24 protein-coding genes are annotated in these 24594 nt (G+C 72.3%); 13 read left to right on the top strand and 11 right to left on the bottom strand.

Going from position 1 to position 24594, the window contains the following annotated elements; genetic code table 11:
* The first annotated feature begins 70 nt into the window (after positions 1 to 70).
* From VFV67_RS31690 to fabI, 7 genes are all read left to right on the top strand, one after another.
* Entirely contained in the window at positions 71 to 1348 is a 1278-nt protein-coding gene (locus VFV67_RS31690; RefSeq protein ID WP_326474373.1) for an NlpC/P60 family protein, read from the top strand.
* Between the two features lie 7 nt (positions 1349 to 1355).
* Positions 1356 to 1904, top strand: a complete 549-nt coding sequence (gene mobA / locus VFV67_RS31685; RefSeq protein ID WP_326474372.1) for a molybdenum cofactor guanylyltransferase — start codon at positions 1356 to 1358, stop codon at positions 1902 to 1904.
* Positions 1905 to 1989: 85 nt separating this feature from the next.
* On the top strand, positions 1990 to 3042 hold the full coding sequence (locus VFV67_RS31680; protein ID WP_326474371.1) for a MoxR family ATPase: 1053 nt from the start codon (positions 1990 to 1992) through the stop codon (positions 3040 to 3042).
* A complete protein-coding gene (locus VFV67_RS31675) occupies positions 3039 to 3986 on the top strand; it encodes a DUF58 domain-containing protein (protein WP_326474370.1) in 948 nt (315 codons plus the stop codon). The genes VFV67_RS31680 and VFV67_RS31675 overlap by 4 nt, the downstream gene beginning before the upstream one ends.
* The gene (locus VFV67_RS31670; protein WP_414636386.1) at positions 3986 to 4978 is read left to right on the top strand and encodes a VWA domain-containing protein; all 993 of its coding nucleotides are present in this window, start codon (positions 3986 to 3988) and stop codon (positions 4976 to 4978) included. Before VFV67_RS31675 ends, VFV67_RS31670 begins: the two co-directional genes overlap by 1 nt.
* A gap of 70 nt (positions 4979 to 5048) precedes the next feature.
* Entirely contained in the window at positions 5049 to 5753 is a 705-nt protein-coding gene (fabG, locus tag VFV67_RS31665; protein ID WP_326474369.1) for a 3-oxoacyl-ACP reductase FabG, read from the top strand.
* Between the two features lie 25 nt (positions 5754 to 5778).
* Complete coding sequence (gene fabI / locus VFV67_RS31660; RefSeq protein WP_326474368.1) at positions 5779 to 6546, top strand: enoyl-ACP reductase FabI; 768 nt, start codon at positions 5779 to 5781, stop codon at positions 6544 to 6546.
* Positions 6547 to 6573: 27 nt separating this feature from the next.
* Here the strand turns inward: fabI and VFV67_RS31655 are convergent, their stop codons facing one another.
* Both VFV67_RS31655 and VFV67_RS31650 read right to left on the bottom strand, forming a co-directional pair.
* Positions 6574 to 6969 carry a type II toxin-antitoxin system VapC family toxin gene (locus tag VFV67_RS31655; protein WP_326474367.1) on the bottom strand — a complete coding sequence of 132 codons (396 nt, stop codon included), beginning with the start codon at positions 6967 to 6969 and terminating at the stop codon, positions 6574 to 6576.
* A 5-nt stretch (positions 6970 to 6974) separates the two neighbouring features.
* Positions 6975 to 7169 carry a hypothetical protein gene (locus VFV67_RS31650; RefSeq protein ID WP_326474366.1) on the bottom strand — a complete coding sequence of 65 codons (195 nt, stop codon included), beginning with the start codon at positions 7167 to 7169 and terminating at the stop codon, positions 6975 to 6977.
* 115 nt (positions 7170 to 7284) lie between these two features.
* Between VFV67_RS31650 and VFV67_RS31645 the strand changes: the two genes are divergently transcribed.
* Positions 7285 to 8358: a ferrochelatase gene (locus VFV67_RS31645; RefSeq protein WP_326474365.1), complete on the top strand. Its 1074-nt coding sequence runs from the start codon at positions 7285 to 7287 to the stop codon at positions 8356 to 8358.
* Here VFV67_RS31645 and VFV67_RS31640 read toward each other — a convergent pair.
* The 3 genes from VFV67_RS31640 to VFV67_RS31630 are packed head-to-tail and all read right to left on the bottom strand — an operon-like array spanning position 8270 to position 10256.
* Positions 8270 to 8875 carry a hypothetical protein gene (locus VFV67_RS31640; protein ID WP_326474364.1) on the bottom strand — a complete coding sequence of 202 codons (606 nt, stop codon included), beginning with the start codon at positions 8873 to 8875 and terminating at the stop codon, positions 8270 to 8272. The two genes, VFV67_RS31645 and VFV67_RS31640, sit on opposite strands and share 89 nt — an antisense overlap.
* A 48-nt stretch (positions 8876 to 8923) precedes the next feature.
* Complete coding sequence (locus VFV67_RS31635; RefSeq protein ID WP_326474363.1) at positions 8924 to 9712, bottom strand: hypothetical protein; 789 nt, start codon at positions 9710 to 9712, stop codon at positions 8924 to 8926.
* A gap of 46 nt (positions 9713 to 9758) precedes the next feature.
* Positions 9759 to 10256: a YcxB family protein gene (locus tag VFV67_RS31630; protein WP_326474362.1), complete on the bottom strand. Its 498-nt coding sequence runs from the start codon at positions 10254 to 10256 to the stop codon at positions 9759 to 9761.
* Positions 10257 to 10274: 18 nt separating this feature from the next.
* Between VFV67_RS31630 and VFV67_RS31625 the strand changes: the two genes are divergently transcribed.
* Genes VFV67_RS31625 through VFV67_RS31615 form a run of 3 tightly spaced genes read left to right on the top strand, consistent with a single transcriptional unit; the run spans position 10275 to position 14931 of the window.
* Positions 10275 to 11531 (top strand): low temperature requirement protein A, encoded by a 1257-nt coding sequence (locus VFV67_RS31625; RefSeq protein WP_326474361.1) that lies wholly within the window; start codon positions 10275 to 10277, stop codon positions 11529 to 11531.
* A gap of 10 nt (positions 11532 to 11541) precedes the next feature.
* Positions 11542 to 12936: a sigma 54-interacting transcriptional regulator gene (locus VFV67_RS31620; protein ID WP_326474360.1), complete on the top strand. Its 1395-nt coding sequence runs from the start codon at positions 11542 to 11544 to the stop codon at positions 12934 to 12936.
* A gap of 27 nt (positions 12937 to 12963) precedes the next feature.
* Entirely contained in the window at positions 12964 to 14931 is a 1968-nt protein-coding gene (locus VFV67_RS31615; protein ID WP_326474359.1) for a VWA domain-containing protein, read from the top strand.
* Between the two features lie 21 nt (positions 14932 to 14952).
* Here VFV67_RS31615 and VFV67_RS31610 read toward each other — a convergent pair whose 3' ends face one another.
* Positions 14953 to 15882, bottom strand: a complete 930-nt coding sequence (locus VFV67_RS31610; protein ID WP_326474358.1) for an ABC transporter permease — start codon at positions 15880 to 15882, stop codon at positions 14953 to 14955.
* 116 nt (positions 15883 to 15998) lie between these two features.
* Entirely contained in the window at positions 15999 to 18884 is a 2886-nt protein-coding gene (locus VFV67_RS31605) for an alpha/beta fold hydrolase (protein ID WP_326474357.1), read from the bottom strand.
* Positions 18885 to 19119: 235 nt separating this feature from the next.
* Between VFV67_RS31605 and VFV67_RS31600 the strand changes: the two genes are divergently transcribed.
* Positions 19120 to 20139 carry a TerC family protein gene (locus VFV67_RS31600; RefSeq protein WP_326474356.1) on the top strand — a complete coding sequence of 340 codons (1020 nt, stop codon included), beginning with the start codon at positions 19120 to 19122 and terminating at the stop codon, positions 20137 to 20139.
* A 10-nt stretch (positions 20140 to 20149) separates the two neighbouring features.
* Here the strand turns inward: VFV67_RS31600 and VFV67_RS31595 are convergent, their stop codons facing one another.
* The 4 genes from VFV67_RS31595 to VFV67_RS31580 all read right to left on the bottom strand — a co-directional run bounded on the left by VFV67_RS31595 (position 20150) and on the right by VFV67_RS31580 (position 22522).
* Positions 20150 to 20380, bottom strand: coding sequence for a hypothetical protein (locus VFV67_RS31595; protein WP_326474355.1), 231 nt, complete (start codon positions 20378 to 20380; stop codon positions 20150 to 20152).
* Positions 20381 to 20487: 107 nt separating this feature from the next.
* The gene (locus VFV67_RS31590) at positions 20488 to 21141 is read right to left on the bottom strand and encodes an RES family NAD+ phosphorylase (RefSeq protein WP_326474354.1); all 654 of its coding nucleotides are present in this window, start codon (positions 21139 to 21141) and stop codon (positions 20488 to 20490) included.
* A 3-nt stretch (positions 21142 to 21144) separates the two neighbouring features.
* Positions 21145 to 21729: a DNA-binding protein gene (locus VFV67_RS31585; protein ID WP_326474353.1), complete on the bottom strand. Its 585-nt coding sequence runs from the start codon at positions 21727 to 21729 to the stop codon at positions 21145 to 21147.
* Positions 21730 to 21772: 43 nt separating this feature from the next.
* Positions 21773 to 22522: an arginase family protein gene (locus VFV67_RS31580; RefSeq protein ID WP_326474352.1), complete on the bottom strand. Its 750-nt coding sequence runs from the start codon at positions 22520 to 22522 to the stop codon at positions 21773 to 21775.
* A 68-nt stretch (positions 22523 to 22590) separates the two neighbouring features.
* Between VFV67_RS31580 and VFV67_RS31575 the strand changes: the two genes are divergently transcribed.
* Positions 22591 to 24585: a beta-propeller domain-containing protein gene (locus VFV67_RS31575; protein WP_326474351.1), complete on the top strand. Its 1995-nt coding sequence runs from the start codon at positions 22591 to 22593 to the stop codon at positions 24583 to 24585.
* Positions 24586 to 24594: the final 9 nt, after the last annotated feature.

Here is a 24594-nt window from a genome sequence, read left to right as displayed (position 1 = left end):
TACGAGTGGGTCGAATGTGCGCCGAGTGGCACAGTTGTCACGTGGGACTGCCCATGCTGGAGGTGCCCAGGTGCTGACCCGGCGAGTGCGAGCGGCCGGCGTCACGGCCGCGTCCGTCGCCCTGCTGCTGACCCTCGCCCCGGTCCCGGCCGGCGCCGAGGCTCCGCCGCCCCCGCCCAACCCGAGCGACGCGGAGCTGCGGGACAGCCGGGCGGACGCGAAGGCGAGGGCGGGCCAGGTCGGCGAGCTGACCAGCCGCGTGGCCGACGCCGAGGCGAAGCTGATCGCGCTGCAGGCCGAGGTCGAGCTGAAGCTGGAGGAGGCCAACAAGGCCCTTGTCGACCTGCAGGCGGCCGAGGAGGCGGCCCGGGTGGCCCGGGCCGACGCCGAGGCCGCCCGGCGCGAGGCCGACGGCGCCGGACGGGTGGTCGAGCAGGCCCGCCGGGACGTGGACGCGTTCGTCGCCGGCAGCTTCAAGCAGGGCAGCACGATCGGCTCGGTGTCGGCCTACCTCGGCGCGCAGGGCGTGGAGGACCTGCTGGCCAAGATCCAGCTGCTGAACTCGGTGAGCGGCAGCGCGATCGACGCGATGGCCGAGTTGGACCGGGCCCGGGTGGACAAGGCCAACAAGGACTCGGCCGCGCGGGCCGCGCTGGACCTGGCCAACGCCAAACAGGCGGAGGCCGAGCGGGCCAAGCGGGCCGCCGACGCGGCGACCGAGGCGGCCCGGGCGGCCCAGCGCGACCAGGTGGCCAGGGCCAAGGAGCTGATCGCCGCCCGGGACGCCGCCGAACAGGCGCTGGCCGCCGCCCAGGCCCGGGCCGGCGGGCTGGAGCACCAACGGCAGCGCTACCTGGAGTGGCTCGCGGCCAAGCAGCGGGAGGATGCGGCGCGGGCCCGCGGCGGCGCGGCCGGACTGCCGGCCGGCGGCCGGGTCCGGGTGGTGATCGAGCGGGCACTGGCCCAACTCGGCGTCACCTACGCCTGGGGCGGCGGCAACGCCAACGGTCCGACCAGGGGCATGCGGGACGGCGGCGTTGCCGACGCGTTCGGCGACTACCAGAAGATCGGGTTCGACTGCTCCGGTCTGATGATCTACGCGTTCGCCGGGGTCGGGATCTCGCTGCCGCACTACAGCGGCTACCAGGCCGAGCGCGGCCGGCGGGTGCCGCTGGACGACATGGCGCCGGGCGACATGCTGTTCTGGCAGACCGGCGGGCGGATCCACCACGTGGCGCTCTACCTCGGCAACGAGCAGATGGTCGAGGCGCCGTACTCGGGCGCGCACGTGCGGATCGCCTCGGTCCGCTACGGGGGGATCGCGCCGTTCGCCGTGCGGCTGCTGTAATCCCCGGGTGGCGTTCGCGGCGGTGATCCTGGCCGGGGGCCGGGCATCGCGAATGTCCGGTGTGGACAAGGTGATGATCGAGGTTGGTGGCCGCACCCTGCTGCGCAGGGCGCTGGACGCGGTGGCCGGGGCCGAGCCGGTGGTGGTGGTCGGGCCGGCACGACCGGTGCCCGGGCCGGTGCGCTGGGCCCGCGAGGACCCGCCGGGGACCGGCCCGCTTGCCGGGCTCGCCGCCGGCCTTGCCGAGGTTCCGCCGGACACCACCGAGGTCGCCGTGCTGGCCGCCGACCTGCTCGCCGCCGGTCTGTCCACTGTGGATCGGCTGCGGGCGGCGCTGCGCCGCGCGCCGGACGCCGCCGGGGCCCTGCTGGTGGACCAGGACGGGCGGCGGCAGTGGCTGATCGGCGTGTGGCGGACCGGGCCGCTGCGCCGGGCGCTGCCGGCCGAGCCGGCCGGGCGCTCGCTCGGCTCGGTGCTTGGCGCGCTGCCGGTGGTCGAGGTCGCCGCCGGGCCGGGTGAGGCGGCCGATCTGGACACTCCGAACGATCTTGTGTGACGGGGTCTTCACAGCCGTCACACCGCTGATCAGGTGTCCTAATACGCGGCGATGACGCATCCCCGTACCCAGGAGGTTGGCAAAGTTGACCGAGCCTGCGCCAGCCGCGGCCTCGACCAGCACCCCGGCGCGCGACGCCCAGCTGCTCGAGCGGACCGTGTTCGAGGTCAAGCGGGTGATCGTCGGGCAGGACCGCCTGGTGGAGCGGATGCTGGTCGGCCTGCTCTCCCGCGGCCACCTGCTGCTCGAGGGCGTGCCCGGGGTGGCCAAGACGCTCGCCGTCGAGACGTTCGCCAAGGTGGTCGGCGGCACGTTCTCCCGGGTGCAGTTCACCCCCGACCTGGTGCCCGCCGACATCCTCGGCACCCGGATCTACCGGCAGGGCAAGGAGAGCTTCGACGTCGAGCTGGGCCCGGTGGTGGCCAACTTCGTGCTCGCCGACGAGATCAACCGCGCGCCGGCCAAGGTGCAGTCGGCCATGCTCGAGGTGATGGCCGAGCGGCACGTGTCGATCGGCGGGCAGACCTTCCCGATGCCCGACCCGTTCCTGGTGCTCGCCACCCAGAACCCGATCGAGAACGAGGGCGTGTACCCGCTGCCCGAGGCGCAGCGCGACCGGTTCCTTTTCAAGATCATCGTGGACTACCCGACGGCCGAGGAGGAGCGCGAGATCGTCTACCGGATGGGCGTCAGCCCGCCGGTGCCGCAGCAGGTGCTCAGCCCGGACGAGCTGGTCCGGCTGCAGGGCGTCGCGTCCACCGTCTTCGTGCACCACGCGCTGGTCGACTACACCGTGCGGCTGGTGCTGGCCACCCGGACGCCGGGCGAGCACGGCCTGACCGACGTCGCCGGCTGGGTGGCCTACGGCGCCTCCCCCCGCGCCAGCCTCGGCATCGTGGCCTCGGCCCGGGCGCTGGCCCTGGTCCGCGGCCGCGACTACGTCCTCCCGCAGGACATGGTGGACGTGGTGCCGGACGTGCTGCGGCACCGTCTGGTGCTCTCCTACGACGCGCTGGCCGACGGCGTGCCGATCGACCACATCATCACCCGGGTGCTGCAGACCGTGCCGCTGCCGCAGGTCTCGGCCCGGCCGCAGGTCGGCGGCCACTCGTCGCCGGTGGGTGCGTCCCGGCCATGAGCCGGGAGAAGAAGGAGAAGGAGCGCCCGCGCTGGGCGCCGCCGATCCTGCAGGGCGAGCGCATGGAGGCCGGGCTGCGGCTGCTCGAGCTGGACGTGCGGCGCAAGCTGGACGGCCTGCTGCAGGGCAACCACCTCGGCCTGGTGCCCGGGCCCGGCTCGGAGCCCGGTGAGGCCCGCATCTACCAGCCGGGCGACGACGTGCGCCGGATGGACTGGGCGGTGACCGCACGCACCACCGAGGCGCACATCCGGGAGACCATCGCCGACCGGGAGCTGGAGACCTGGGTGGTGGTCGACCTGTCGCCCAGCCTGGACTTCGGCACCGCGGCCTGCGAGAAGCGCGATCTCGCGGTGGCCGCCGTGGCCGCCGTGGCGCACCTGACCGGCGGCGGCGGGAACCGGATCGGCGCGGTGATCGCCACCGGCGAGCGCACCGTTCGGCTGCCGGCGCGCGGCGGGCTGGCGCACGCCCGCGGGCTGGTCCGCGCGATCGCGCAGACGCCGCGTGCGCCCGAAGGCACCCGGGGCGACCTGGCCGAGGCCGTCGAGCAGCTGCGCCGTCCGCCGCGCCGGCGCGGGCTGGCCGTGGTGATCTCGGATTTCCTCGGCCCGACCACCTGGCAGCGGCCGCTGCGCGCGCTGTCCGCGCGGCACGACCTGCTCGCCATCGAGGTGCTCGATCCCCGGGACATCGATCTGCCCGACGTCGGCACCGTGGTGCTGGCCGACCCGGAGACCGGCCGGCAGCGCGAGGTGCATGCGTCGGCCCTGCTACGTAAGGAGTTCGGCGCCGCGGCCGCCGAGCATCGCGGCGAGGTGGCCGCCGCCGTCCGCCGGGCCGGTGGCGGCCATCTCGTGCTGCGCACCGACTCGGACTGGATCGCGGACACGGTGCGGTTCGTGGTCGCCCGGAAGCGCAGGTGGTCTGGAGGGGTTGCGTGATGTTTGGTCTGAGCCTGCAGCGGTTCGCCGCTCCGTGGTGGTTCCTGTTGTTCTTCGTGATCGCCGGGTTGGTCGCCGGCTACATCGTGGTGCAGCGCATCCGGCGCAAGCGCACCATGCGGTTCACCAACCTGGCGCTGCTGGAGACCGTGGTGCCGAAGAAGCCCAGCCGGCTGCGGCACCTGCCGGCGATCGTGCTGATCGGCGCGCTGGTGCTGCTGACCACCGCGATGGCCGGGCCGACCGCGGAGCAGCGGGTGCCGCGCAACCGGGCCACCGTGCTGCTGGTGATCGACGTGTCGCTGTCCATGCAGGCGACCGACGTCCGGCCGAGCCGGCTGGCCGCGGCGCAGGAGGCGGCGAAGTCGTTCACCCAGGGGCTCACCCAGGGCATCAACCTCGGGCTGATCTCGTTCGCCGGCACCGCGACGGTCCTGGTCGGCCCGACCACCGATCGGGCGCCGGTGGCCCAGGCCATCGACGGGCTGCGGCTGGCCCAGTCCACCGCGACCGGTGAGGCGATCTTCGCCGCGCTGCAGTCGATCGAGGGGTTCTCCCAGGTGGTCAGCGGGCCGCAGGGACCGCCGCCGGCCCGCATCGTGCTGATGACCGACGGCAAGCAGACCATCCCCACCCCCAACGGCGACGACCCGAGGGGGGCGTTCACCGCCGCCCGGGCCGCGGCCGAGAAGAAGATCCCGATCTCCACGATCTCGTTCGGCACCGAACAGGGTGAGGTGTCGATCGACGGCAAGTCGCAGCTCGTTCCGGTGGACGACGAGTCGATGCAGGAGATCGCCCGGCTGTCCGGCGGCGAGTTCTACAAGGCGGCCACCGCCGAACAGCTCCGGTCGGTCTACGACACGCTCGGCGAGCAGATCGGGTACGAGATCAAGGACGCCGATGCCAGCCGGCCGTGGTTGATGCTCGGCACCCTGGCCGCGCTGCTGGCCGCCGGAAGCGCGCTCGTGATCGGGCAGCGGCTGCCCTGACTCGGCCGGTCCGGTGTGATCCGGATAGCCTCGAGCCGCCAGGGGCAACCCGGAGGGTCGAGGAGCAGGCGTGGGACGGTCGGTACTGGTCACTGGTGGTAACCGCGGCATCGGGTTGGCGATCGCGCGGGCGTTCGCGGCCCAGGGTGACAAGGTGGCGGTCACCCATCGCGGCTCGGGCGCCCCGGACGGGCTGTTCGGGGTGCGCTGCGACGTGACCGACGCGGAGCAGGTCGAGTCGGCGTTCGCCGCGGTCGAGGACGCCAACGGGCCGGTCGAGGTGCTGGTGTCCAACGCCGGGATCACCGACGACACGCTGCTCGTGCGGATGAGCGAGGAGCAGTTCACCCGGGTGCTGGACGCCAACCTCACCGGCGCCTACCGGGTGGCCCGGCGGGCGAGCCGGCCCATGCTGCGGGCCCGCTGGGGCCGCATGATCTTCATCTCGTCGGTCTCCGGCATGCTCGGCTCGCCGGGGCAGGTGAACTACGCGGCCAGCAAGGCCGGGCTGATCGGCATCGCCCGGTCGATCACCCGCGAGCTCGGCAACCGGAACATCACCGCCAACGTGGTGGCGCCCGGGTTCGTCGCCACCGACATGTCCGACGCGGTGTCCGCGGAGCGGCGGGACCAGATCAAGGCCCAGATCCCGGCCGGCCGGTACGGCGAGCCGGACGAGGTGGCCGCCGCGGTAACCTTCCTCGCCTCCGCCGCCGCCGGGTACATCTGCGGGGCCGTGCTCCCGGTGGACGGCGGCCTTGGCATGGGCCACTGAACTCGAAGAACCGGGAGGAACGTCCGTGGCGGGACTGCTCGAGGGCAAGCGACTGCTGATCACCGGTGTGATCACCGACTCGTCGATCGCGTTCCACGCGGCGCGGGTGGCCCAGGAGCAGGGCGCCACCGTCGTGCTGACCGGGTTCGGGCGGATGAGCCTGGTCGAGCGGATCGCCGCCCGGCTGCCGCACACCCCGCCGGTGATCGAGCTGGACGTGACCAGCACCGAGCAGCTCGACGGCCTGGCCGACCGGGTGAGCGAGCACCTGGACGGCCTGGACGGCGTGCTGCACTCGATCGCCTATGCCCCGCCGTCCTGCCTCGGCGAGGACTTCCTGGCCGCCCCGTGGGAGGACGTGGCCACCGCCGTCCAGGTCTCCGCCTACTCGCTCAAGGCCCTCGCCGTCGCCTGCCTGCCGCTCATGTCCACCGGCGGCTCCATCGTCGGCCTGGACTTCGACGCCCGGATGGCCTGGCCCGCCTACAACTGGATGGGCGTGGCCAAGTCCGCCCTCGAGTCCACCACCCGCTACCTCGCCCGCGAGCTCGGCCCCAAGGGCATCCGGGTCAACCTGGTTGCCGCCGGTCCGCTCGGCACCATGGCCGCCAAGTCCATCCCCGGCTTCGACATGCTCCGCGACTCCTGGGCCGACCGCGCCCCGCTCGGCTGGGACACCGCCGACGCCACCCCCGTCGCCCGCTCCGTCTGCGCCCTGCTGTCCGACTGGCTCCCCGCCACCACCGGCTCCATGGTGTGGGTAGACGGCGGAGTCCACGCCCTGGGCATGTAGCCCTCGACCAACGGGCTGGGACGAGAGTCAGGTCTGCGGCAGGAGTTGCAGACCGTCGGATTCGGCGTAGTCGGTGAAGTCCTTGACGTTGAGGGTGGCCAGCGGGAATTGCCGGACCAGGCAGCACGCAGCAATCCAGGTGTCGTTCGCCGGACGTGGCCGGCCGCGCAGTTGTCCGTGCGCCTGGAGCCTTCCCCAGGTGACGGCGACGGCGACGGCATAGGGCAGCACGACCACGCTCGACAGGAAGCGGCGCATTCCGGCCAGGCGCTGCGGTCCCCAGTGTCTGACGAAGGTCCATTTGGTCAGCTCACCGACGGTGACAAAGGTGATGGCGAGCCATTGGCCGGTCAGCCGGTTGTGGAGCGCGCCGGACACTCGGCCACGCAGCAACGCCGACGCGACGTCGGTATCGAGGACCACGACGCTCACGGGATGTCGGACCGCCGTGACGTGTAGAGGTCAGCGAGGAACTCCTCGAACTCGTCGGCTTCCCATAGTTCTGGTTGGGCGAGCTCATCGAGCGACCTGATCGGCCGAACCCCTTGACGGCGCGCGAGTTCCTCCACCGGCACGTCATCCTCAACAGGCCCGTGTTCGGGCTGTACGGCGTCGGTGGACACTCGGGCGACCTCCAGCGTTCTCGTTCTGATGTCAGTATCGCACCGGTTGGCGCTGTGGACGCTTGACCGCGGCGGCCACGCTCGGGTGATCTCCTGGCCGGTACGGTGCTTGGTCATGGACTACGACGCCTTGCTGTGGCTGTCGTTCGGGGGGCCGGAGCGGCCGGAGGATGTGCGGCCGTTTCTGGAGAACGTGACCAGGGGGCGGGGGGTGCCGCCGGAGCGGTTGGACGAGGTCGAGCACCACTACCAGTCGTTCGGCGGGGTGTCGCCGATCAACCGGCTGAACCGGGCGGCGATCGAGGCGACCCGGGCGGAGCTGGAGATCGCCGGGATCGAGTTACCGGTCTACTTCGGCAACCGGAACTGGCATCCGATGGTCGAGGACGTGGTGGCCGAGATGGCGAACGCCGGGGTGCGCCGGGCGCTGGTGTTCAGCACCAGTGCCTACGGCGGGTACTCGGCCTGCCGGCAGTATGACGAGGACATCGCCCGGGCGCGGGCCGCGGTCGGGGACGGCGCCCCGGACCTGGTGAAGCTGCGCCAGTTCTTCGATCATCCGCTGTTCGTCGCGGCGGTGGCCGACGCGGTGCGCACGGCGGCCGCGACGCTGCTGGCCACCGGCGAGTTCCGGCTGGTGTTCACCGCGCACTCGGTGCCGGTCTCGGCCGATGCCGCCGCCGGCCCGCCGGAGGAGGGCGGCCGCCGGTACTCGCGGCAGGTGAGCGAGGCGGCCCGGCTGGTGGCCGCCGAGATCGGGGCGACCGGGTACGACCTGGTGTGGCAGTCCCGGTCCGGCCCACCCCGGATCCCCTGGCTCGAGCCGGACATCGTGGACCACCTGGACACCCTGCGGGAGCGGGGCGTGCGCGCGGTGGTGGTGTGCCCGATCGGGTTCGTCAGCGATCACCTGGAGGTGGTCTGGGACCTGGACACCGAGGCCAGGGAGCGCGCGGCCGAGCTGGGCATGGCGTTCGCCAGGGCGGCGACGCCGGGCACCGACCCGCGGTTCGCCGAACTGGTGGTGGAGCTGATCCGGGAGCACCTGGACGGAACCGAGCCGCGCAAGCTGTCCGCCTTCGCCGCGGCCGGCTGCACGGTCAACGGGGCACCGTGCGCTCCTGGCTGCTGCGTGCCCGCAGGTAGGCCGCGCCCCGCGGCGACAGCCGGTAGCCGACCCGCAGGCTGATCGTCAGCCCCAGGTTCTTCAGCTTGCGCACGTCCAGCTTGAACGGCGCGGTCTCCCGGCCGAGGCTCGCGGCCAGGTCCGGCGCCCGGACCTCGGGCCGCTCGGCGATGATCGCCAGAGTGGCGGCGGTCCACGGTCCGGTCGGGCCGGCCCGGTCCAGCCGGTCGAGCCGCCGGGTGATCTCCGCGACGTCGGCCGGCCCCAGGTCGTCGTCGTCGGCAAGGACCGACCGCGGGTCCGGGGTGAACACCGGCCGCACCCGCAGCAGGTACACCGGATCCGCCGGATCACCCCGCAGGTCCGCCCGCGCCTCGTCGGCCGAGCCGTACCCGGCGGCCAGCGCGTCCCGCCGGGTGATCTTCGACGGGGCCAGCACCCGGACCTCGTCCACGGCCACCAGACCGGCGGCCGTCCGGTAGGTCTTTCCGGCCGTCGCCTGCCGGGCCCGCCAGCGCCGGAACATCACGGTGATCGAGCCGTCCCGGATCCCCGCCTGCAGGCGCTTCTCGATCAGCACCAGCGCACTCTACGAGCACCGCTCGAACGAGCTTGCGAGCAAGGGCAATCAAACCCGTCCGGACTGGTTGGACAGGGTGCGCACGGCCTCGTCGATGGCGGCGCAGCGGGCGATCCGGACCGCGTCGAACAATGGGCGCAGGGCCTGCTCGCGTTTGGTGGCGGCGGAGGCGGACAGGGCGCCGCCCGGCTCGTCCTCGCCGGCCAGGTCCAGGATCACCGACACCTCGGTGGCCCGCTGCAGCACCCGCAGCGCGCGCTGCGGCATCCCCTCCGGCCAGCGCACCTTGGTCTGGGCGGCCAGCCGGTCACGTAGCTCCTCCCGAACCCCGGCCCGGTGCCGGGCCACGCCCAGCTCGGTGAGCAGCCCCGCGGCCACCCGCATGGCACCGGTCAGCTCGTGCTCGGCCTCACCGAGCGCGACCGGGTTCCCCGGCGGCGCCGCGCCGAGGCCGAACACGGTCCAGCGCAGCACTCCGTCGGCCACCGTCTCCGGCACCAGGCCGAGCGTGCCGTGCACGGCCGCCTCGCCGGTGTGCAGGGCCTCGGCGGCGAACTGGACGGTCTGGCCGAGCCCGCGGACGTCACCGGCCACCGGCAGCACCAGCCGGCCCGGTCCGGCGCCGGTCCGGCGCAGCGCGGCGAGCAGCGCGGCGGGATGCCCGGCGGGCTCCCCGCGGGCCGGGATGTCCACTGTGGTCGCGGTGTCCGCGTCGGCGGCCACCACCTCGTGCAGTTCCGCCCAGTCCTGCAAAGCGTCCAGGACGTCGTCGGCCGCGGCGAACCCACTCAACCAGGCCGACGACCACACCACGAACGTCGCGCTCGGAGATGACACGCGGCCGACGATACGCGATCCGGGTGAGAACTCCGTCAACGGGAGATCACTTGCGGTCCCGCGGGCCGACCCGGCGGGTGAGCAGCTCACGGAACCGTTGGCGCTGTTCGTTTTCCGTGAACGCCCGGTTGGGCACCGGATAGAACGGGCTGGTCCGCTCCGGACCGGTGCGCAGCACGAATCCGCGCCGGGTCTCCAGCCAGCCGGACAATTTTGCCCAGTCGAGGTCGCTGTACGCGGTACCGTCGATGGTCATCAGGCGCACCGACTGCTCGTCGACGTTGGCGGTCAACGTGGTGCCGGCCACCGGGTTGCGCCGGAACGACACCCACACCCCGAGCAGCGGCAGCGTCGCGACCAGCAGCGCGCAGAACATGCCGAACAGCCCGACGTAGAGCTGGCCGAGGAAGATCAGCACCACGGCCGCGGCGGCGAAGGCGGCGGCGAACCAGGGCGCGAACCGGTACGCCGGCACGGCCGCGCGCAACCCGTCCACCCAGTCCCCCGGCTCAGGGTTCCACCGCAACTCCATGCGATCGCCCATGTAGGCGACACTATGCCCATGACACGCCAGGCGCGCGCCTGGGTCGAGCCGGTTCGGGAAAGCGGCAGCGCGACGACCCTGGAGCTGTTCTTCGATCTCGTCTTCGTGTTCGCCCTGACCCAGGTCACCGCTTACCTGGCGGACAACCTGACCGGCCAGGGCCTGCTGCACGGCCTGCTGGTGCTCGCCGTGGTCTGGTGGTGCTGGGTCGGGTACTCGTGGCTGTCCAACGTGGTCAAGGCCGACGAGGGCGTGGCCCGGCTGGCGATGTTCGTCGCGATGCTGGCCATGTTCGTGATCGCGCTGTCCATCCCGGAGGCGTTCGTGGACATGCCCGGCGGGTTGTCCGGGCCGACCGTGTTCGCCGTGGGATACCTGGTGCTGCGCGGCGTGCACGTGCTGCTGTTCCTGATGGTCAGCGGCACCGATCCGGGACTGCGCCGACAAGTGCTCCGGTTCACCGGCACGATGATCGGCGGCACCGCGCTGCTGCTGGCCGCCGGGATGACCTCGGGCTCCACCCAGACCCTGCTGTGGGTGGCCGCGGTGCTGGCCGACTACGGCGGCACGCTGGTGATCGGCGCGCGCGGGTGGCGGCTCAACTCGGCAAGGCACTTCGCCGAGCGGCACGGGCTGATCATCATCGTGGCGCTCGGCGAGTCGATCGTGGCGATCGGCGTCGGGGTGGCCCAACTGCCGATCAGCTGGCCGATCGTGGTGGCCGCGGCACTGGGCCTGGCCGTGTCGGCCAGCCTGTGGTGGGTCTACTTCGACACCGCGGCGCTGCTGTCCGAGCGGGCCCTGTCCCGGGCGCGCGGCGAGCACCGGGTGGCCATGGCCCGCTCCGGCTACACCTACCTGCACATGCCGATGATGGTCGGCATCGTGTTGGTGGCGCTGGGACTGAAGAAGGTGCTCGAGTACGTCGGCGACGAGGAGCACCACACGCTGGCCGACAAGCTCTACGGCCTGCCGCTCTGGGCCCTCTACGGCGGGGCGGCGCTGTTCCTGCTTGGCCAGGTCGCGTTCGCGTGGCGCTGCTACCGGCACATGAAGGTGCAGCGGCTGGTGCTGGCCGGCGTGCTGATCGCCCTGATACCACTGGTGGCCGCCCTGCCGGCGCTGGCCAGCCTCGGGGTGCTCGCCGGGCTGCTGGCCCTGCTCAACGTGGGCGAGTCGATCAAGTTCGCCGCCGACCGGGCGGCGATCCGGCACGGCGGGCACGACGAGGACCCGGAGTTACTCCACGTCGACCGGCCGGCGGATGACCCGTAGGTTGGGTGTTGTGACAGAACTTGGGGACCTTCCACGCACGGTGGGGGAGCTGCGCGCCGCCGGGTACACCCCGCGCGGCGTCAAGGCCGAGATCCGGGCGAACCTGCTGGCCGCGCTGCGCGCGGGCCGCGACCCGTGGCCGGGCATCGTCGGCTTCGGGCATTCGGTGCTGCCCCAGCTGGAGCGGGCGCTGCTGGCCGGGCACGACGTGGTGCTGCTCGGCGAGCGCGGGCAGGGCAAGACCCGGCTGCTGCGCACGCTGACCGGGCTGCTCGACGAGTGGACACCGGTGATCGACGGCGCCGAGCTCGGCGAGCACCCGCTCGACCCGATCACGCCGGAGTCGCTGCGCCGCGCGGCGGAGCTCGGTGACGAGCTGCCGGTGGCCTGGCGGCACCGGTCCGAGCGGTATGCCGAGAAGCTGGCCACGCCGGACACCTCGGTCGGTGACCTGATCGGCGATGTGGACCCGGTCAAGGTGGCCGCCGGGCGCACCCTCGGCGACCCGGAGACCATCCACTTCGGACTGGTGCCGCGCGCGCACCGCGGCATCGTCGCGATCAACGAGCTGCCGGACCTGGCCGAGCGGATCCAGGTGGCGCTGCTCAACGTGATGGAGGAGCGGGACATCCAGGTGCGCGGGTACACCTTGCGGCTCCCGCTGGACGTGCTGCTGGTGGCCACCTCCAACCCGGAGGACTACACCAACCGGGGCCGGATCATCACTCCGCTCAAGGACCGGTTCGGCGCCGAGGTGCGCACGCACTACCCGCTGACCGTGGCGGCCGAGATGGACGTGATCCGGCAGGAGGCCGGGCTGCAGGCCGAGGTGGGCGAGCCGCTGCTGGAGGTGCTGGCCCGGTTCGTGCGCAACCTGCGCGAGTCGGGCGCGGTGGACCAGCGCTCCGGCGTGTCCGCCCGGTTCGCCGTGGCCGCCGCGGAAACCGTTGCGGCGGCGGCACTCCGCCGGTCCGCGCTGACCGGTGAGGAACCGCCGGTGGCCCGTCCGGTCGACCTGGATGCGGTGCCGGCCGTGCTGCGCGGCAAGGTGGAGTTCGAGTCCGGTGAGGAGGGCCGGGAGACCGAGCACCTGGTGCATCTGCTGCGTCGCGCCGTCGCCGAGACCGCCCGCGAGCGGTTCCGCGGCCTGGATCTCAAGCCGCTCATGGACTCCGTGGTGGACGGCAACCTGGTGGCCACCGGCGAGCGGGTGCCCGGCGCGGAGGTGCTCGGCGCGCTGCCGGAGCTGCCGGTGCTGCACGATGTCGCCACGCGCGCCGGCGTCTCGCCGACCGACCCGCCCGGCCGGATCGCCGCGGCGATCGAGCTGGCTCTGGAATCCCTTTACTTGGCAAGAAAACTCGCAAAGGACTCGGACGACGGGATGACGGTGTACGGACCATGAGCGAGTGAACGAGCTTGCGAGCGAACCATGAGTGTTGAGTTTGGACGGTATCGATACGGGCCATGGCATGACGGGCCGGATCCGCTGGCCCCGCCGGTGGATCTGCGCTCGGCGCTGGAGGCGATCGGGCGGGACATCATGGACGGCCGCTCGCCCCGCTCGGCGCTGGACGAGCTGCTGCGCCGGGGAACCGCGGACGTCCGCGGGCTGGACGAGCTGACCAGGAGACTCTGGCAGCGTCGCTCGGAAATCCAGCGCCGCAACAACCTGGACGGCACGCTGGCCGAGGTGCGCCGGCTGCTGGACGAGGCGCTGCGAGCCGAGCGGGCGGCGCTGTTCCCCGACCCGGACGACGATGCCCGGTTCCGCGAGGCACAGCTGGACGCGCTATCGCCGGGCACCGCCGCGGCCGTTCGTGAGCTCGCCGACTACGACTGGCGCTCGCCGGAGGCCAGGGAGTCCTACGAGAAGATCCGCGACCTGCTCGGCGCGGAGCTGATGGAGTCCCGGTTCCAGGGCATGAAGCAGGCGCTCCATGAGGTCCGCCCGGAGGACGTCGAGCGGATCCGGCGGATGATGGCCGACCTCAACGACCTGCTGCTTGCGCACCTGCGCGGCGAGGACACCCGGGCGAAGTTCGCGGAGTTCATGCGCAACCACGGCGAGTTCTTCCCGGAGAACCCGCGCACGGTCGAGGAACTGATCGACGCGCTGGCCGCCAGGGCCGCGGCGGCCCAGCGGATGCTCAACTCGATGTCCGCCGAGCAGCGCGCCGAACTGGCCGAGCTGATGGCCGGCGCGTTCGGCGACCCGCGGGTGCTCGAGCAGGTCGCTACCCTGGACGCGAACCTGCGGGCGCTGCGGCCGGGGGAGGACTGGACCGGCTCGGCCCGGTTCCGCGGCCAGAATCCGTTGGGGTTCGGCGAAGGCGCGCAGGCCATGCAGGACCTGGCCGAGCTGGACGCGCTGGCCGAGCAGCTGAGCCAGTCCTACCCGGGTGCCCGGCTGGAGGACGTCGACATCGAGTCGCTGCAACGGCATCTGGGCGACGAGGCGGGCGTGGACGCGCGCCGGCTGGCCGAGCTGGAGCGCGAGCTGCGCGCCGCCGGGCTGCTGGAGCGGGCCGAGGACGGCTCGCTTCGGTTGTCCCCCAAGGCATTGCGCCGGCTCGGCCAGACCGCGCTCAAGGACGTGATCGGCTCGGTGCGCGGCCGGCGGGGGGACCGGGACACCGCGCATGCCGGGGCGGCCGGCGAACCGACCGGCGCCAGCCGGCCGTGGGAGTTCGGGGACACCGAACCGTGGGACATCTCCCGCACGGTGCGCAATGCCGTGCTGCGCACCGCGTCCGCCGGGTCCGATGCGGACGGTCGGGTCGCGCTCGACGTGATCGACGTCGAGGTGGTCGAGACCGAGCAGCGGTCAAGGGCGGCCGTCGCCCTGTGCGTGGACACCTCCTGGTCGATGGTGCAGGACGGACGCTGGGTGCCGATGAAGCGCACCGCCCTCGCCCTGCACCAGTTGATCACCACCCGGTTCCGCACCGACGCGCTGGCCCTGATCACCTTCGGCCGGCACGCGCGCACCGTCGACCTGGCCGAACTCGTTGGCCTGGAAGGAGTCTGGGAGCAGGGCACCAACCTGCACCACGCCCTGCTGCTGGCCGGCCGGCATCTGCGCCGGCACCCCGACGCCACCCCGGTGGTCCTGGTGGTCACCGACGGCGAACCCACCGCCCACCTGGAACCCGACGGCAACGCCGAGTTCCAGTACCCGCCAGCGCACCGCACCCTGGTCAAGACCGTCGCCGAAGTCGACGCCCTTGCCCGCCTCGGCGCCTCGGTCACGGTGTTCAAACTGGGCGAGGACGCCAGCCTCGCCCGCTTCGTCGACCTGATCGCCCGGCGCGGCGGCGGCCGGGTCGTCGCTCCCACCCTCGACGGCCTCGGCGCCGCGGTGGTCAGCGACTACCTGCACACCCGCCGTACCCGCTGACCGGGTTTCGCGGCTACACCGTCAGCTGGTGATGTCCTTGGTCTGGAACCGGCGCCAGGCGAGCAGGCCGAAGATGGCGGCGTAGACGACCGCCGAGAAGGCACCGCTGGTGAGGTTGGTCCAGTCGGGATCACTGGAGATCAGGTCGGACCAGGCGAGGCCGTAGTGCGTGGGCAGGTAGTTGCGCAGGTTCTCGAGCGCGGTGATCTGGTCGAGGATCTGGGACAGGATCGACACCAGCACCGTGCCGCCGACGGCGCCGAGCGGGGCGTCGGTGGAGACGCTGAGGAACAGGGCCAGGCCGGCCATCCAGGACAGGTGAATGGCCAGGTAGCAGATGGTCAGCACCAGAGCGATCATCGAGTCGCCGAAGGAGATCGCGTCGCCGGTCGGGCTGACCGCCTCGCCCGTGCCGTAGAAGAGCATGCCGACCAGCAGGGCGACCAGCGGAAGCAGGGTGATCGCGGACAGGGCCAGCAGGCCGGAGGTCAGCGTCTTCTGCCGCATCAGCCGGTGCCGCTGGATCGGCATGGCCAGTAGGTACTTCAGGCTGGACCAGGACGCCTCGCTGGCCACGGTGTCGCCGAAGAACAGCGCGACGATCACCGGCAGCAGGAACGATCCGGACGCGAACAGCGTGAACACCACGAAGTTCGGCGCGCTCGCGGTGGCCAGGTCGACGAAACCGCCGGAGCGCCGGGCGCCGTCCGAGGTGCCGAACTCGAACGCCGCCCACAGGATGAACGGCAGCAGCACCAGGAATCCGAACACCAGCTGGGTGCGCCGCCTGCGCAGCTGCCGAGCCAGCTCCACCCGCAGCCGCAGCGTGCGCCCGCTCCGGTAGCCGACCACCGAACCGTCCGGCGCCACCGCCAGATGCTCATGCGACGCGGCCTGCTCCAACTCGTCGATCGCCGCCGGATCGGTGTGCACCTGATGGTCTGTGCTCAATGGTTCGCTCCCGCTCGGACGCTGCTGGCGCCGGCTTCCCTCGTCCGCTGCTCGCCGCTCGTTCCTCGCGGCTGCGCTGCTCCTCAGTCCAGCCGGCGCCGCGTCCTCGCTCCCGCTCACGATGGCTCCTCTCCCACCAGTTGCAGGAAGGCATCCTCGAGTCGTCGCCGCGGACCGACCTGCTCGATCTCGACCCCGGCCCGGACCAGCGCGCCGATCGCCGCGGACCGGGGCAGGCCGTCCAGATCGGCATGGACCACCGGGCCGTCCACGGTCACCGCCTCGACCCCGTCCACCGAGCGCAGCACGTCGGCGGCGGCCTGCGGGTCACCCACCCGGAACGTGGCCTCACCGCCGCCGGCCACGATCACCTCGACCGCTCCGGCCGCGACCAGCTTGCCCCGGTGCATCACCACGACGTGGTCGCAGGTCTGCTCGACCTCGGCCAGCAGGTGGCTGGACACCAGCACGGTGCGGCCGGTGGTGGCGTAGCGGCGCAGCACCTCGCGCATCTGGTGGATCTGCGGCGGATCCAACCCGTTGGTCGGTTCGTCGAGAACCAGCAGATCCGGCAGGCCGAGCATGGCCTGCGCGATGGCCAGCCGCTGCCGCATGCCCTGGCTGTAGGTGCGCACCCGCCGGTGCACCGCGTCGCCGAGCCCGGCGATCTCCAGCGCCTCGTGGAAGTGCGCCGCCTCGGCCGGCCGTCCGGACGCCGCCCAGTACAGCTCCAGGTTCGCCCGGCCGGACAGGTGCGGCAGGAACCCGGGGCCCTCGACGAACGAGCCGATCCGGGACAGCACCGGGGCTCCCGGGTACACCTTGTGCCCGAACACCCGCATGGTGCCGCCGGTCGGGTGCACCAGGCCCATCAGCATCCGCAACGTGGTGGTCTTGCCGGCTCCGTTCGGCCCGAGCAGGCCGAGCACCTGGCCGCGCTCCACCCGGAAGGACAGGTCGTCCACCGCGATCACGCCGCCCGGATACGCCTTGGACAGGTTCTCGATCACCAGCGGAACCCCGGCAAGACCGGCGTCCACGTCGACGGCCCGGCGGCGGCGCAGCGTCCCCCAGATCGCGGCCAGCACACAGATCCCGAACACGACGGCGATGCCGACCAGCGGGCCACCCGGCGGCCCGGTGCCGGACCGGGACCCGCTCACCACCGGCACCGCGAGCTCCGTGCGGTCGTCGGGCAACGAGATCGAGTACGCGGCTGGCAGCGCCGGAGTGGCGTAGGCCTGGTCGGTGGTGGTGACCACCAGCTCCACCCGGTGGTCGGTCTCGACCGGCCGCACGATGCCGGGCAGCGTCACGGTGACCTCGACCGGGGTGCCGTCGGCCGGCATCTCGGGAACCCGCACCGGGGACACCGCCGAACCGGGCAGCAACCGCGACCCGTCCGGCCCGACGTCGTAGAGCTTGGCGAACAGCACCGCCCCGCCGGGCGGCGCCGGCAGCCCCGAGGTGGCCGCCACCCGAAGCCGCACCGTCGAGGCGCCGGCGATCAGCAGTTGCGCGGTGAGCCGCCGGCTGGTGAACCGGGCGGACTGGCCGGGCAGGTCCACCGAGACCCGGTTGGCCAGCCGGGACGAGCTGCCGATCACCGAGCCGAGGCCGGGCATGTTGCTGATCGAGGCCGGGTTGCCACCGGGCGGGTTCACCGCGATCTGGGCCGGGCCGGACAGCAGCAGGGTCCGGCGCTCGGTGGGCGTCGCGCCGGGCAGCCCCGGGTAGCCGCCCGCGGTGACCGTGCGCACCGACGGCGCGCCCTGCGCCCGCAACGCTCCTTGCACGGCGTACTCGAAGCTGGTGCCCGGGTCGGTGCCGATCCCGCGCAGGTGGAAGTCGAACCAGTCGCCCATCTTGTCGCGCAGCTCAGGCCCCGGCCGGCCGCCGTCGTGGCCGCCGGTGTACCAGATGACCTTCACCGGACCACCGGCCGCGCTGATCTGCCGGGCGTTGGCGTCGGCCTGGTCCAGCCCGAACAGCGTGTCCTGCTCGCCCTGCACCAGCAGGGTGGGCTGGGTGATCCGGTTGGTGGCCACCATGGGCGAGACCGACCGCAGCAGGTCGATCACCTGTTGGCTGGCCCGGCCGGTGGTGGCCACCTCGGCATAGGCCAGGCAGATCTCCTGCTGGAACCGCCCGCACGGGTTCCCGGACAGGGCGGCGGCGTCCGGACCGGGGCCGGTCCGCTCGCCGTCCTGCGGCGCCGGGGCGACCGGCTGGTTGCCGGCGACCGCGTTCGGGCTGTCGTCCTCGGTGCCCGGTTCGACCGCGTCGCCCGTGGGGTTGGCCAGCCCGGCCCCGCCCATCCCGGCCGAGAAGAAGATCCCGGCCCAGGACCGCTTGAACACGCCGTTGTCGGCGAAGGCGTTGGCGGCCGGCGTGTTCGGCAGCGGCTCATTGGTGGCCGAGTTGGGCAGCAGGGCCTGGCTCAGGTCGTTGTAGGTGATCACCGGGACCAGCGTGTCCACCCGCCGGTCGAAGCCGGCCAGCAGCAGGGACAGCGCACCGCCGTAGGAGCCGCCGGTGACCCCGACCCTGGGGTCGTCCGGGCCGTCCTTGACCACCTCGGACCGGTCGGCCAACCAGTCCACCAGCTGCCGCGCGTCGGCGACCTCGTAGTCCGGGGAGTTCAACGCGATCTGGCCGCCGGACCGGCCCATTCCGCGCGCCGACCAGGTGAGCACCACGTATCCGCGCTCGGCCAACTCGCGCGCGTCGTCGGCGACGGTCTGCTTGCTGCCGCCGAAGCCGTGCGCGACCATGATCGCCGGCGCCGGCAGCCGGTCCGGTGCCGGGGTGTAGAGGGTGGCGTCGAGCGTCACCGGCTCGTCCCCGGCCGGGCCGTCCACGACATTGATCTGCAGATCCCGGGTATCCACCCTGGGGGCTTCGCCGCCGCTGTTCACCCAGATCAGGGCGGCCGAGCCGAGTACGACGGCGGTCAACGCGATGCCGATCCAGCGAAGCCGCCGGCGGGAGATCCTGGCCACAGGAAGCACGGTATGCGAAGTTTGCTGAGAGTAGCTGAGAGGGTGCTGTGACGAATCCCGTCTGGTGCGTGGGGCGCGGACAAGGGACAATTGGTCTGAGACGTGGAGGGGAGTACTCCTTCGCGGCGGTGTCGTCAGCACGGACTCCTGGTCCCGGCGCCGTCGGTCGGCGGTTTCCGCTGGCGGAAGAGACCTCTGGGTGTCGGCGTACGTCCGCATACCCGGAAGGACCTGGATGAACATCCCCGCGTGGATCTGGATCGCCACCATTGGTGGTCTGCTCCTGCTCCTGGCGATCGACCTGGTCATCGTCGACCGCAAGCCGCACGAGGTGACCATCGGCGAGGCATCCCGGTGGGTGGTGTTCTACGTGGCCTGCGCGGCCCTGTTCGGGCTGGGCATCTGGCTGTTCTCCGGCGGCGTCCACGCCGGTGAGTTCTTCGCCGGCTACATCACCGAGTACTCGTTGTCGGTGGACAACCTGTTCATCTTCCTGGTGATCATGTCGGCGTTCGCGGTGCCGCCGATCCACCAGCACAAGGTGCTGCTGGTGGGCATCCTGCTGGCGCTGATCCTGCGCGGCATCTTCATCGCCATCGGCGCGGCGGTGATCGCCCAGTTCAGCTGGATCTTCTACCTGTTCGGCGTGTTCCTGGTCTACACCGCCTGGAAGCTGTCCCGGTCCGGCATCGGCGGCGACGACGAGGAGTACGAGGAGAACCGGGTCACCCGGTGGGCCAGGAAGATCTTCCCGGTCACCGATGACTACGACGGCTCCAAGGTGTTCACCAAGATCGACGGCAAGCGGTTCGCCACGCCGCTGTTCATCGTGATGGTGGCGATCGGCTCGGCCGACCTGATCTTCGCGGTGGACTCGATCCCGGCCATCTTCGGGCTGACCAAGGAGCCGTTCCTGGTCTTCACCGCCAACGCGTTCGCCCTCATGGGCTTGCGGCAGCTGTACTTCCTGCTCGGCGGCATGCTGCGGCAACTGCACTACCTTGCGGTCGGCCTCGCCGTCATCCTGGGCTTCATCGGGGTCAAGATGGTGCTGGAGGCGCTGCACACCAACTCGCTGCCGTTCATCAACGGCGGCGAACCGGTGCCGGTGCCCACGGTCAACATCGGCATGTCCCTGTCGGTGATCATCGGCGTCCTGGTGATCACCGCCGTGGCCAGCGTCATCCGCGCCCGCCGGATCAATGCCGCCCGCGAGGAGCAGCCCGAGCCCGCGGCGGCCGACAACCCCCGCTGACGCTTTCGGGTCAGGCCGCGGTCAGGACCTCGACCAGATCGAACCGGGCGTGCAGTTCGGTCCAGGTGGCGTGGTGCCAGCCGTCGGTGGAGTGGTAGTGGCCGTCGGCGCCGGCCCGCCAGGTGCGCATCCGGTTGTCGCGGACCACGGGATGGTCGGTGGGGTCGGCGGCGGTGGCGCCGGTGCCGGCGACGAGCCACACACGCGGCCGGTGGATGGTGGTGGCGCCCTTGGTGTTCATCGCTGCCCTCCCTCGTGGTTCCCTTGGGGCATCACGCTATTGGCCGGCGAACCGCACGGACATCAGGGATGCACCCGAACCCGGGGTAGGGGTAACCCTACTTTCACTCAGAGCAGGATGTAGTTCAGCTCGGCGCAGATCCGGGCCAGCGGCAGGTCGAGGCCGGGGTGACTGAGCGGCACCAGCACGTCCGGGTTGGCCGGCAGCGCGCTCGCCGCGGGTGGGTCCCACAGGCAGATCGCCGGGTCGCCGGAGTCCATCGAGGAGCGGTAGAGCAGGCCGTCCAGGTCGGGGTGGGCGGCCCGGATGTTCCTGGCCCAGGCCTGGGTGAGCGCCCGGGGGCCACTGCTGATCTCCTGGGAGGCGCCGGCCCGGGTCGGCCACAGCCCGGCCAGGTCCAGCAGGCGCAGTGGGCGGCTGGGGCGCAGCACCACCAGTTGGGGCCGGCGGGTGGAACGGTCCACGATGGACGTGTTCTGGAAGACCTCGGCGATGCTGGTGCGCGCGGTCAGTCCGAAGTAGACGACGCCGTTGTCGGGGCTGGGCGCCGGGCGGCCGTCCGGCGGGAACGGGTGCGGGTCGAACCGGGCGTGCGGCAGTGGGCCCACCCGGCGGAACGTGTTCCACCGCTGCCGATGCAGCCCGCCCGCGGCGAACACCCGCACCAGCCGGGTGTCGCCGTCCACCACGACGATGTCGTCCTTGGGGCGCAACAGTGCGCGCAGCGCGGCGGGTTCGGGTGGCTGAGGGAGCCGGGCCATGTGCTACGCGGGCGCTCCGAGAGCCGAGGCGAGCCGGGCGACCGGGCCGGGGTCGCCGCCGGCCAGCAGCCACTGCCGGGGGGTGGCCGGCGCTCCGTCCAGCACCAGGTCCGGCTGCGGGGTGGTCATGAACGCCGCGACGACCAGCGCGGGCTGGTCCGGCGGCACCGAACCGAGCACGGTCTCCAGCCCGGGCAGTACGCCGGTCCTGGTGAACTGCCAGGTCGGCAACCGCCAGCCGCCGCGCTCCTTCCAGCCGGCGAGCTTCCGGGAGAGCAGCCGGTGCCGGATCCGGCTGGTGTCGACGCCGACCGTCCGCGCGGCGTCGGCCGCGTTCAGCGCCGAGTCGCGCAGCACCGCGAGGGCGGCCACCGTGCGGGCCCGGTGGTCGGGCTCGCCGGACCCGGCAGGGGAGAGGTCGAGGCCGGCGTCGGTGAGGGCCCGGCGCGACGCCGCGTCGAAGTACGCGGCCGGGTCCGGATCGGCGGGCGTCAGTTGCCGGGCGGCGTCCTCGACGAGAGTCAGGAACTCGTCCGGGTCGACCCGCAGGCCGGCCTTGGCGAGCACGGTCCTCAGCGCGGCGGTCACCCGACCATGGTAACCCGCGTGCGCATTCGTGCGCCCCAGGCCGTCACGGCCAGGCGGTCAGCGCCGTGCCGAGCGGGTCGCCGATGGCCGCGGCGGCACCGCGGCCGGGGTGCCAGCAGCAGCCCACGCTGAACGCGCACACCCGGCCGGTGTCCAGCACCCGCTGGATGGCCGCGGCCACCGCGTCCTGGCCGGGACCGCCGGGCGCCGGGAAGCGCAACCCGGGCAGCTCGGCCGAGTCCACCACGTCCAGGTCGACGTGCAGGTAGATCGGCCCGTCCGGCAGATCCGACGCGGCGAGCCCGGGCACCGTGGCCCGCCGGATCGCCGAGCCGGCAAGGAACTCCGCCTCGGGCGGGTCAAGGTCGCGGGCGTCCACCAGCAGCACCCGGTCCTCCGGCACCGGGCGCAGCCCGAGCCGGTCGGCGACCAGCTCCGGCCGGTAGCCGCAGAGCAGCCGCAGCGCGATGCCGCCGAGATAGCCGGAGGTCGTGGTCTCCAGCGACTGCACGTCGCCGTGCGCGTCGAACCACACCACCGCCGGATCGAGGCCGGCCCGGCGCAGCCCGGTCATCGTGCCGACCGCCGTAGTGCAGTCCCCGGAGACCACCACCGGACGTTCGGTCGCCGCCACGGCGTCGGCCACCGCCTCGAACAGCGTCGCCATGCGGGACCAGACGTCGTCGCCGGTCAGCTCGGCCGTGACCGTTCGGTACGGACCGGGCGGGACGTCGAGCTCCGGCAGGTGATCGTCGAGGTGGTAGGGCACCAGGATGCGATTCGCGGTCGGCACGGGCCGGATCGTAGGTATTCGTCGAATTCGCAAGCAACCCGGTTACCGGGGGGCTCCGTCCTGGGGGCATGAAACGGGACTTGTCGCTGGGACTGCGGATCGGCGCGCCGGTGGTGGCGGTGGGGGCACTGGTTTCCGGCCTGGTGCTGTGGGGTTCGGCCGGGCCGGGGGAAAACGGGACGACCGGCGACCATGCGATCGTCGGCGCCGAGGGGATCAGCCTGGTCGCGTTCGACGACTGCGATGCCGCGCTCGGCGAGCTGCGCCGGCGGGTGTTGCCGCTGGTGGGGCCGTACGGGCTTGGCGGCGGCGGTATGGCCGTCGAGGACGGTGCCGGTGCCGCTCCGCCGCAGGCACCGGCCGCCGGACCGGCGGCGCCACGGCCGGCGGAGGGCCGGGCGGCCGCCGAACCCGGGTTCGCCGAGGATTCGCAGAAGAAGGAGCAGGAGCACTCGACCACGAACACGCACGAGGCCGGCGTCGACGAGCCCGACCTGGTGAAGACCGACGGGCGGCGGCTGATCACGATCGCGGACGGCCGGCTGCGGGTGGTCGACGTGGCGTCCCGGGCGGTGACCGTGCTGCTCGATCTGCCCGGCGGCCCGGCCACCCAGCTGCTGATCAGCGGAGACCGCGCGCTGGTGCTGGTCGGTCCGGCCGGGGATACGGTGCCGGGGCGGGGAAAGCCCGCGCCGGGTGGGGGAACCCGGTCCGAACTGGTGCTGGTCGACCTGACCGGCACCGGAAAGGTGCTCGGCACGCTGGCCGTCGAGGGCGGTTACCTGGACGCGCGACAGGTCGGCTCGGTGGCCAGGGTGGTGCTGCGCTCGGAGCCGCGGCTGGAGTTCGTCTACCCGGACGGCGCCCGGTCGGAGCGGGAAGCCTTGCGCCGCAACCGGGACATCGTCGAGAACGCGCCGATCGAGGACTGGCTGCCGCGCTATGACCTGGACAGTGGCGGAAAGCGCGAGTCGGGGACGCTGGTGGAGTGTGCGGCGGTGAGCCATCCGGCCAGCTTCTCCGGAACGGCGATGCTGACCGTGCTCACCATCGACCTGGCCGGTCAGCTCGGCACCGGCGACCCGGTGTCCATTGTGGCCGATGGGGATACGGTGTACGGCACCGGAAGCAACCTCTACGTCGCAGACGACCACCAGACCCGGGTGTCGTTCGGCGGGGTGCTGCCGCGGCCTTCGTTCGCTCCTTCCGGGGAGCAACGCACCGAGGTGTACCAGTTCGACATATCCGGCCCGGGCCGGCCGGTCTACGTGGCTTCCGGCGGGGTGAACGGCCTGCTGCTCAACCAGTACTCGCTGTCCGAGCACGCCGGCCATCTGCGGATAGCCACCACGACCGGGGAGGACACCGGGCGGACCGAGAGCATGGTCACCGTGCTCGCGCGCCGCGGCGACGAGCTGGTTCCGGTCGGCCGGGTCGGTGGACTCGGTGTGGGAGAACGGATCTACTCGGTGCGGTTCATCGGCCCGGTCGGCTACGTGGTCACCTTCCGGCAGACCGATCCACTGTACACAGTGGACTTATCGGATCCGGCGCGGCCGCGGGTGACCGGCGAGCTGAAGATCACCGGCTACTCGGCGTACCTGCACGCGGCCGGCGCCGGCCGGTTGCTCGGCGTCGGGCAGGAGGCCACCGAGACCGGCCGCCGGCTGGGCACCCAGGTGTCGCTGTTCGACACCGCGAACCTGAGCAGTGCCCGCCGGCTGGCGCAGTACCAACTGCCGGGCGGAACGTCCGAGGTGGAGTTCGATCCGCACGCCTTCCTGTACTGGCCGGAAAAGGGGCTGGTGGTGCTGCCGGTGATCAATGTCCGGGACCGCACCGAGAAGGCGGGGATGGGTGGAGCGTTGGTGCTCCGGCTGGCCGGCGATGCGTTCACCGAGCTCGGGATGATCACGCACCCAGTGGAACCGGGCCGGTACCCGGACCCCGGCGTGCGTCGCGCCCTGGTGATCGGCGACGAGCTGTGGACGGTGTCCGGGTCCGGAGTTCTGGTCAGCGACCTCGACCGGCTCGCTCAGCGGGCGTGGATTCCGTTCCGCTGAGCGGATTTG

It is taken from the genome of Actinophytocola sp. (assembly GCF_035762905.1).
GTDB lineage: Bacteria > Actinomycetota > Actinomycetes > Mycobacteriales > Pseudonocardiaceae > DASYTH01.
Note: the sequence above shows the minus strand (reverse complement) of the source record. Positions and strands in the feature narration are given on the sequence as shown.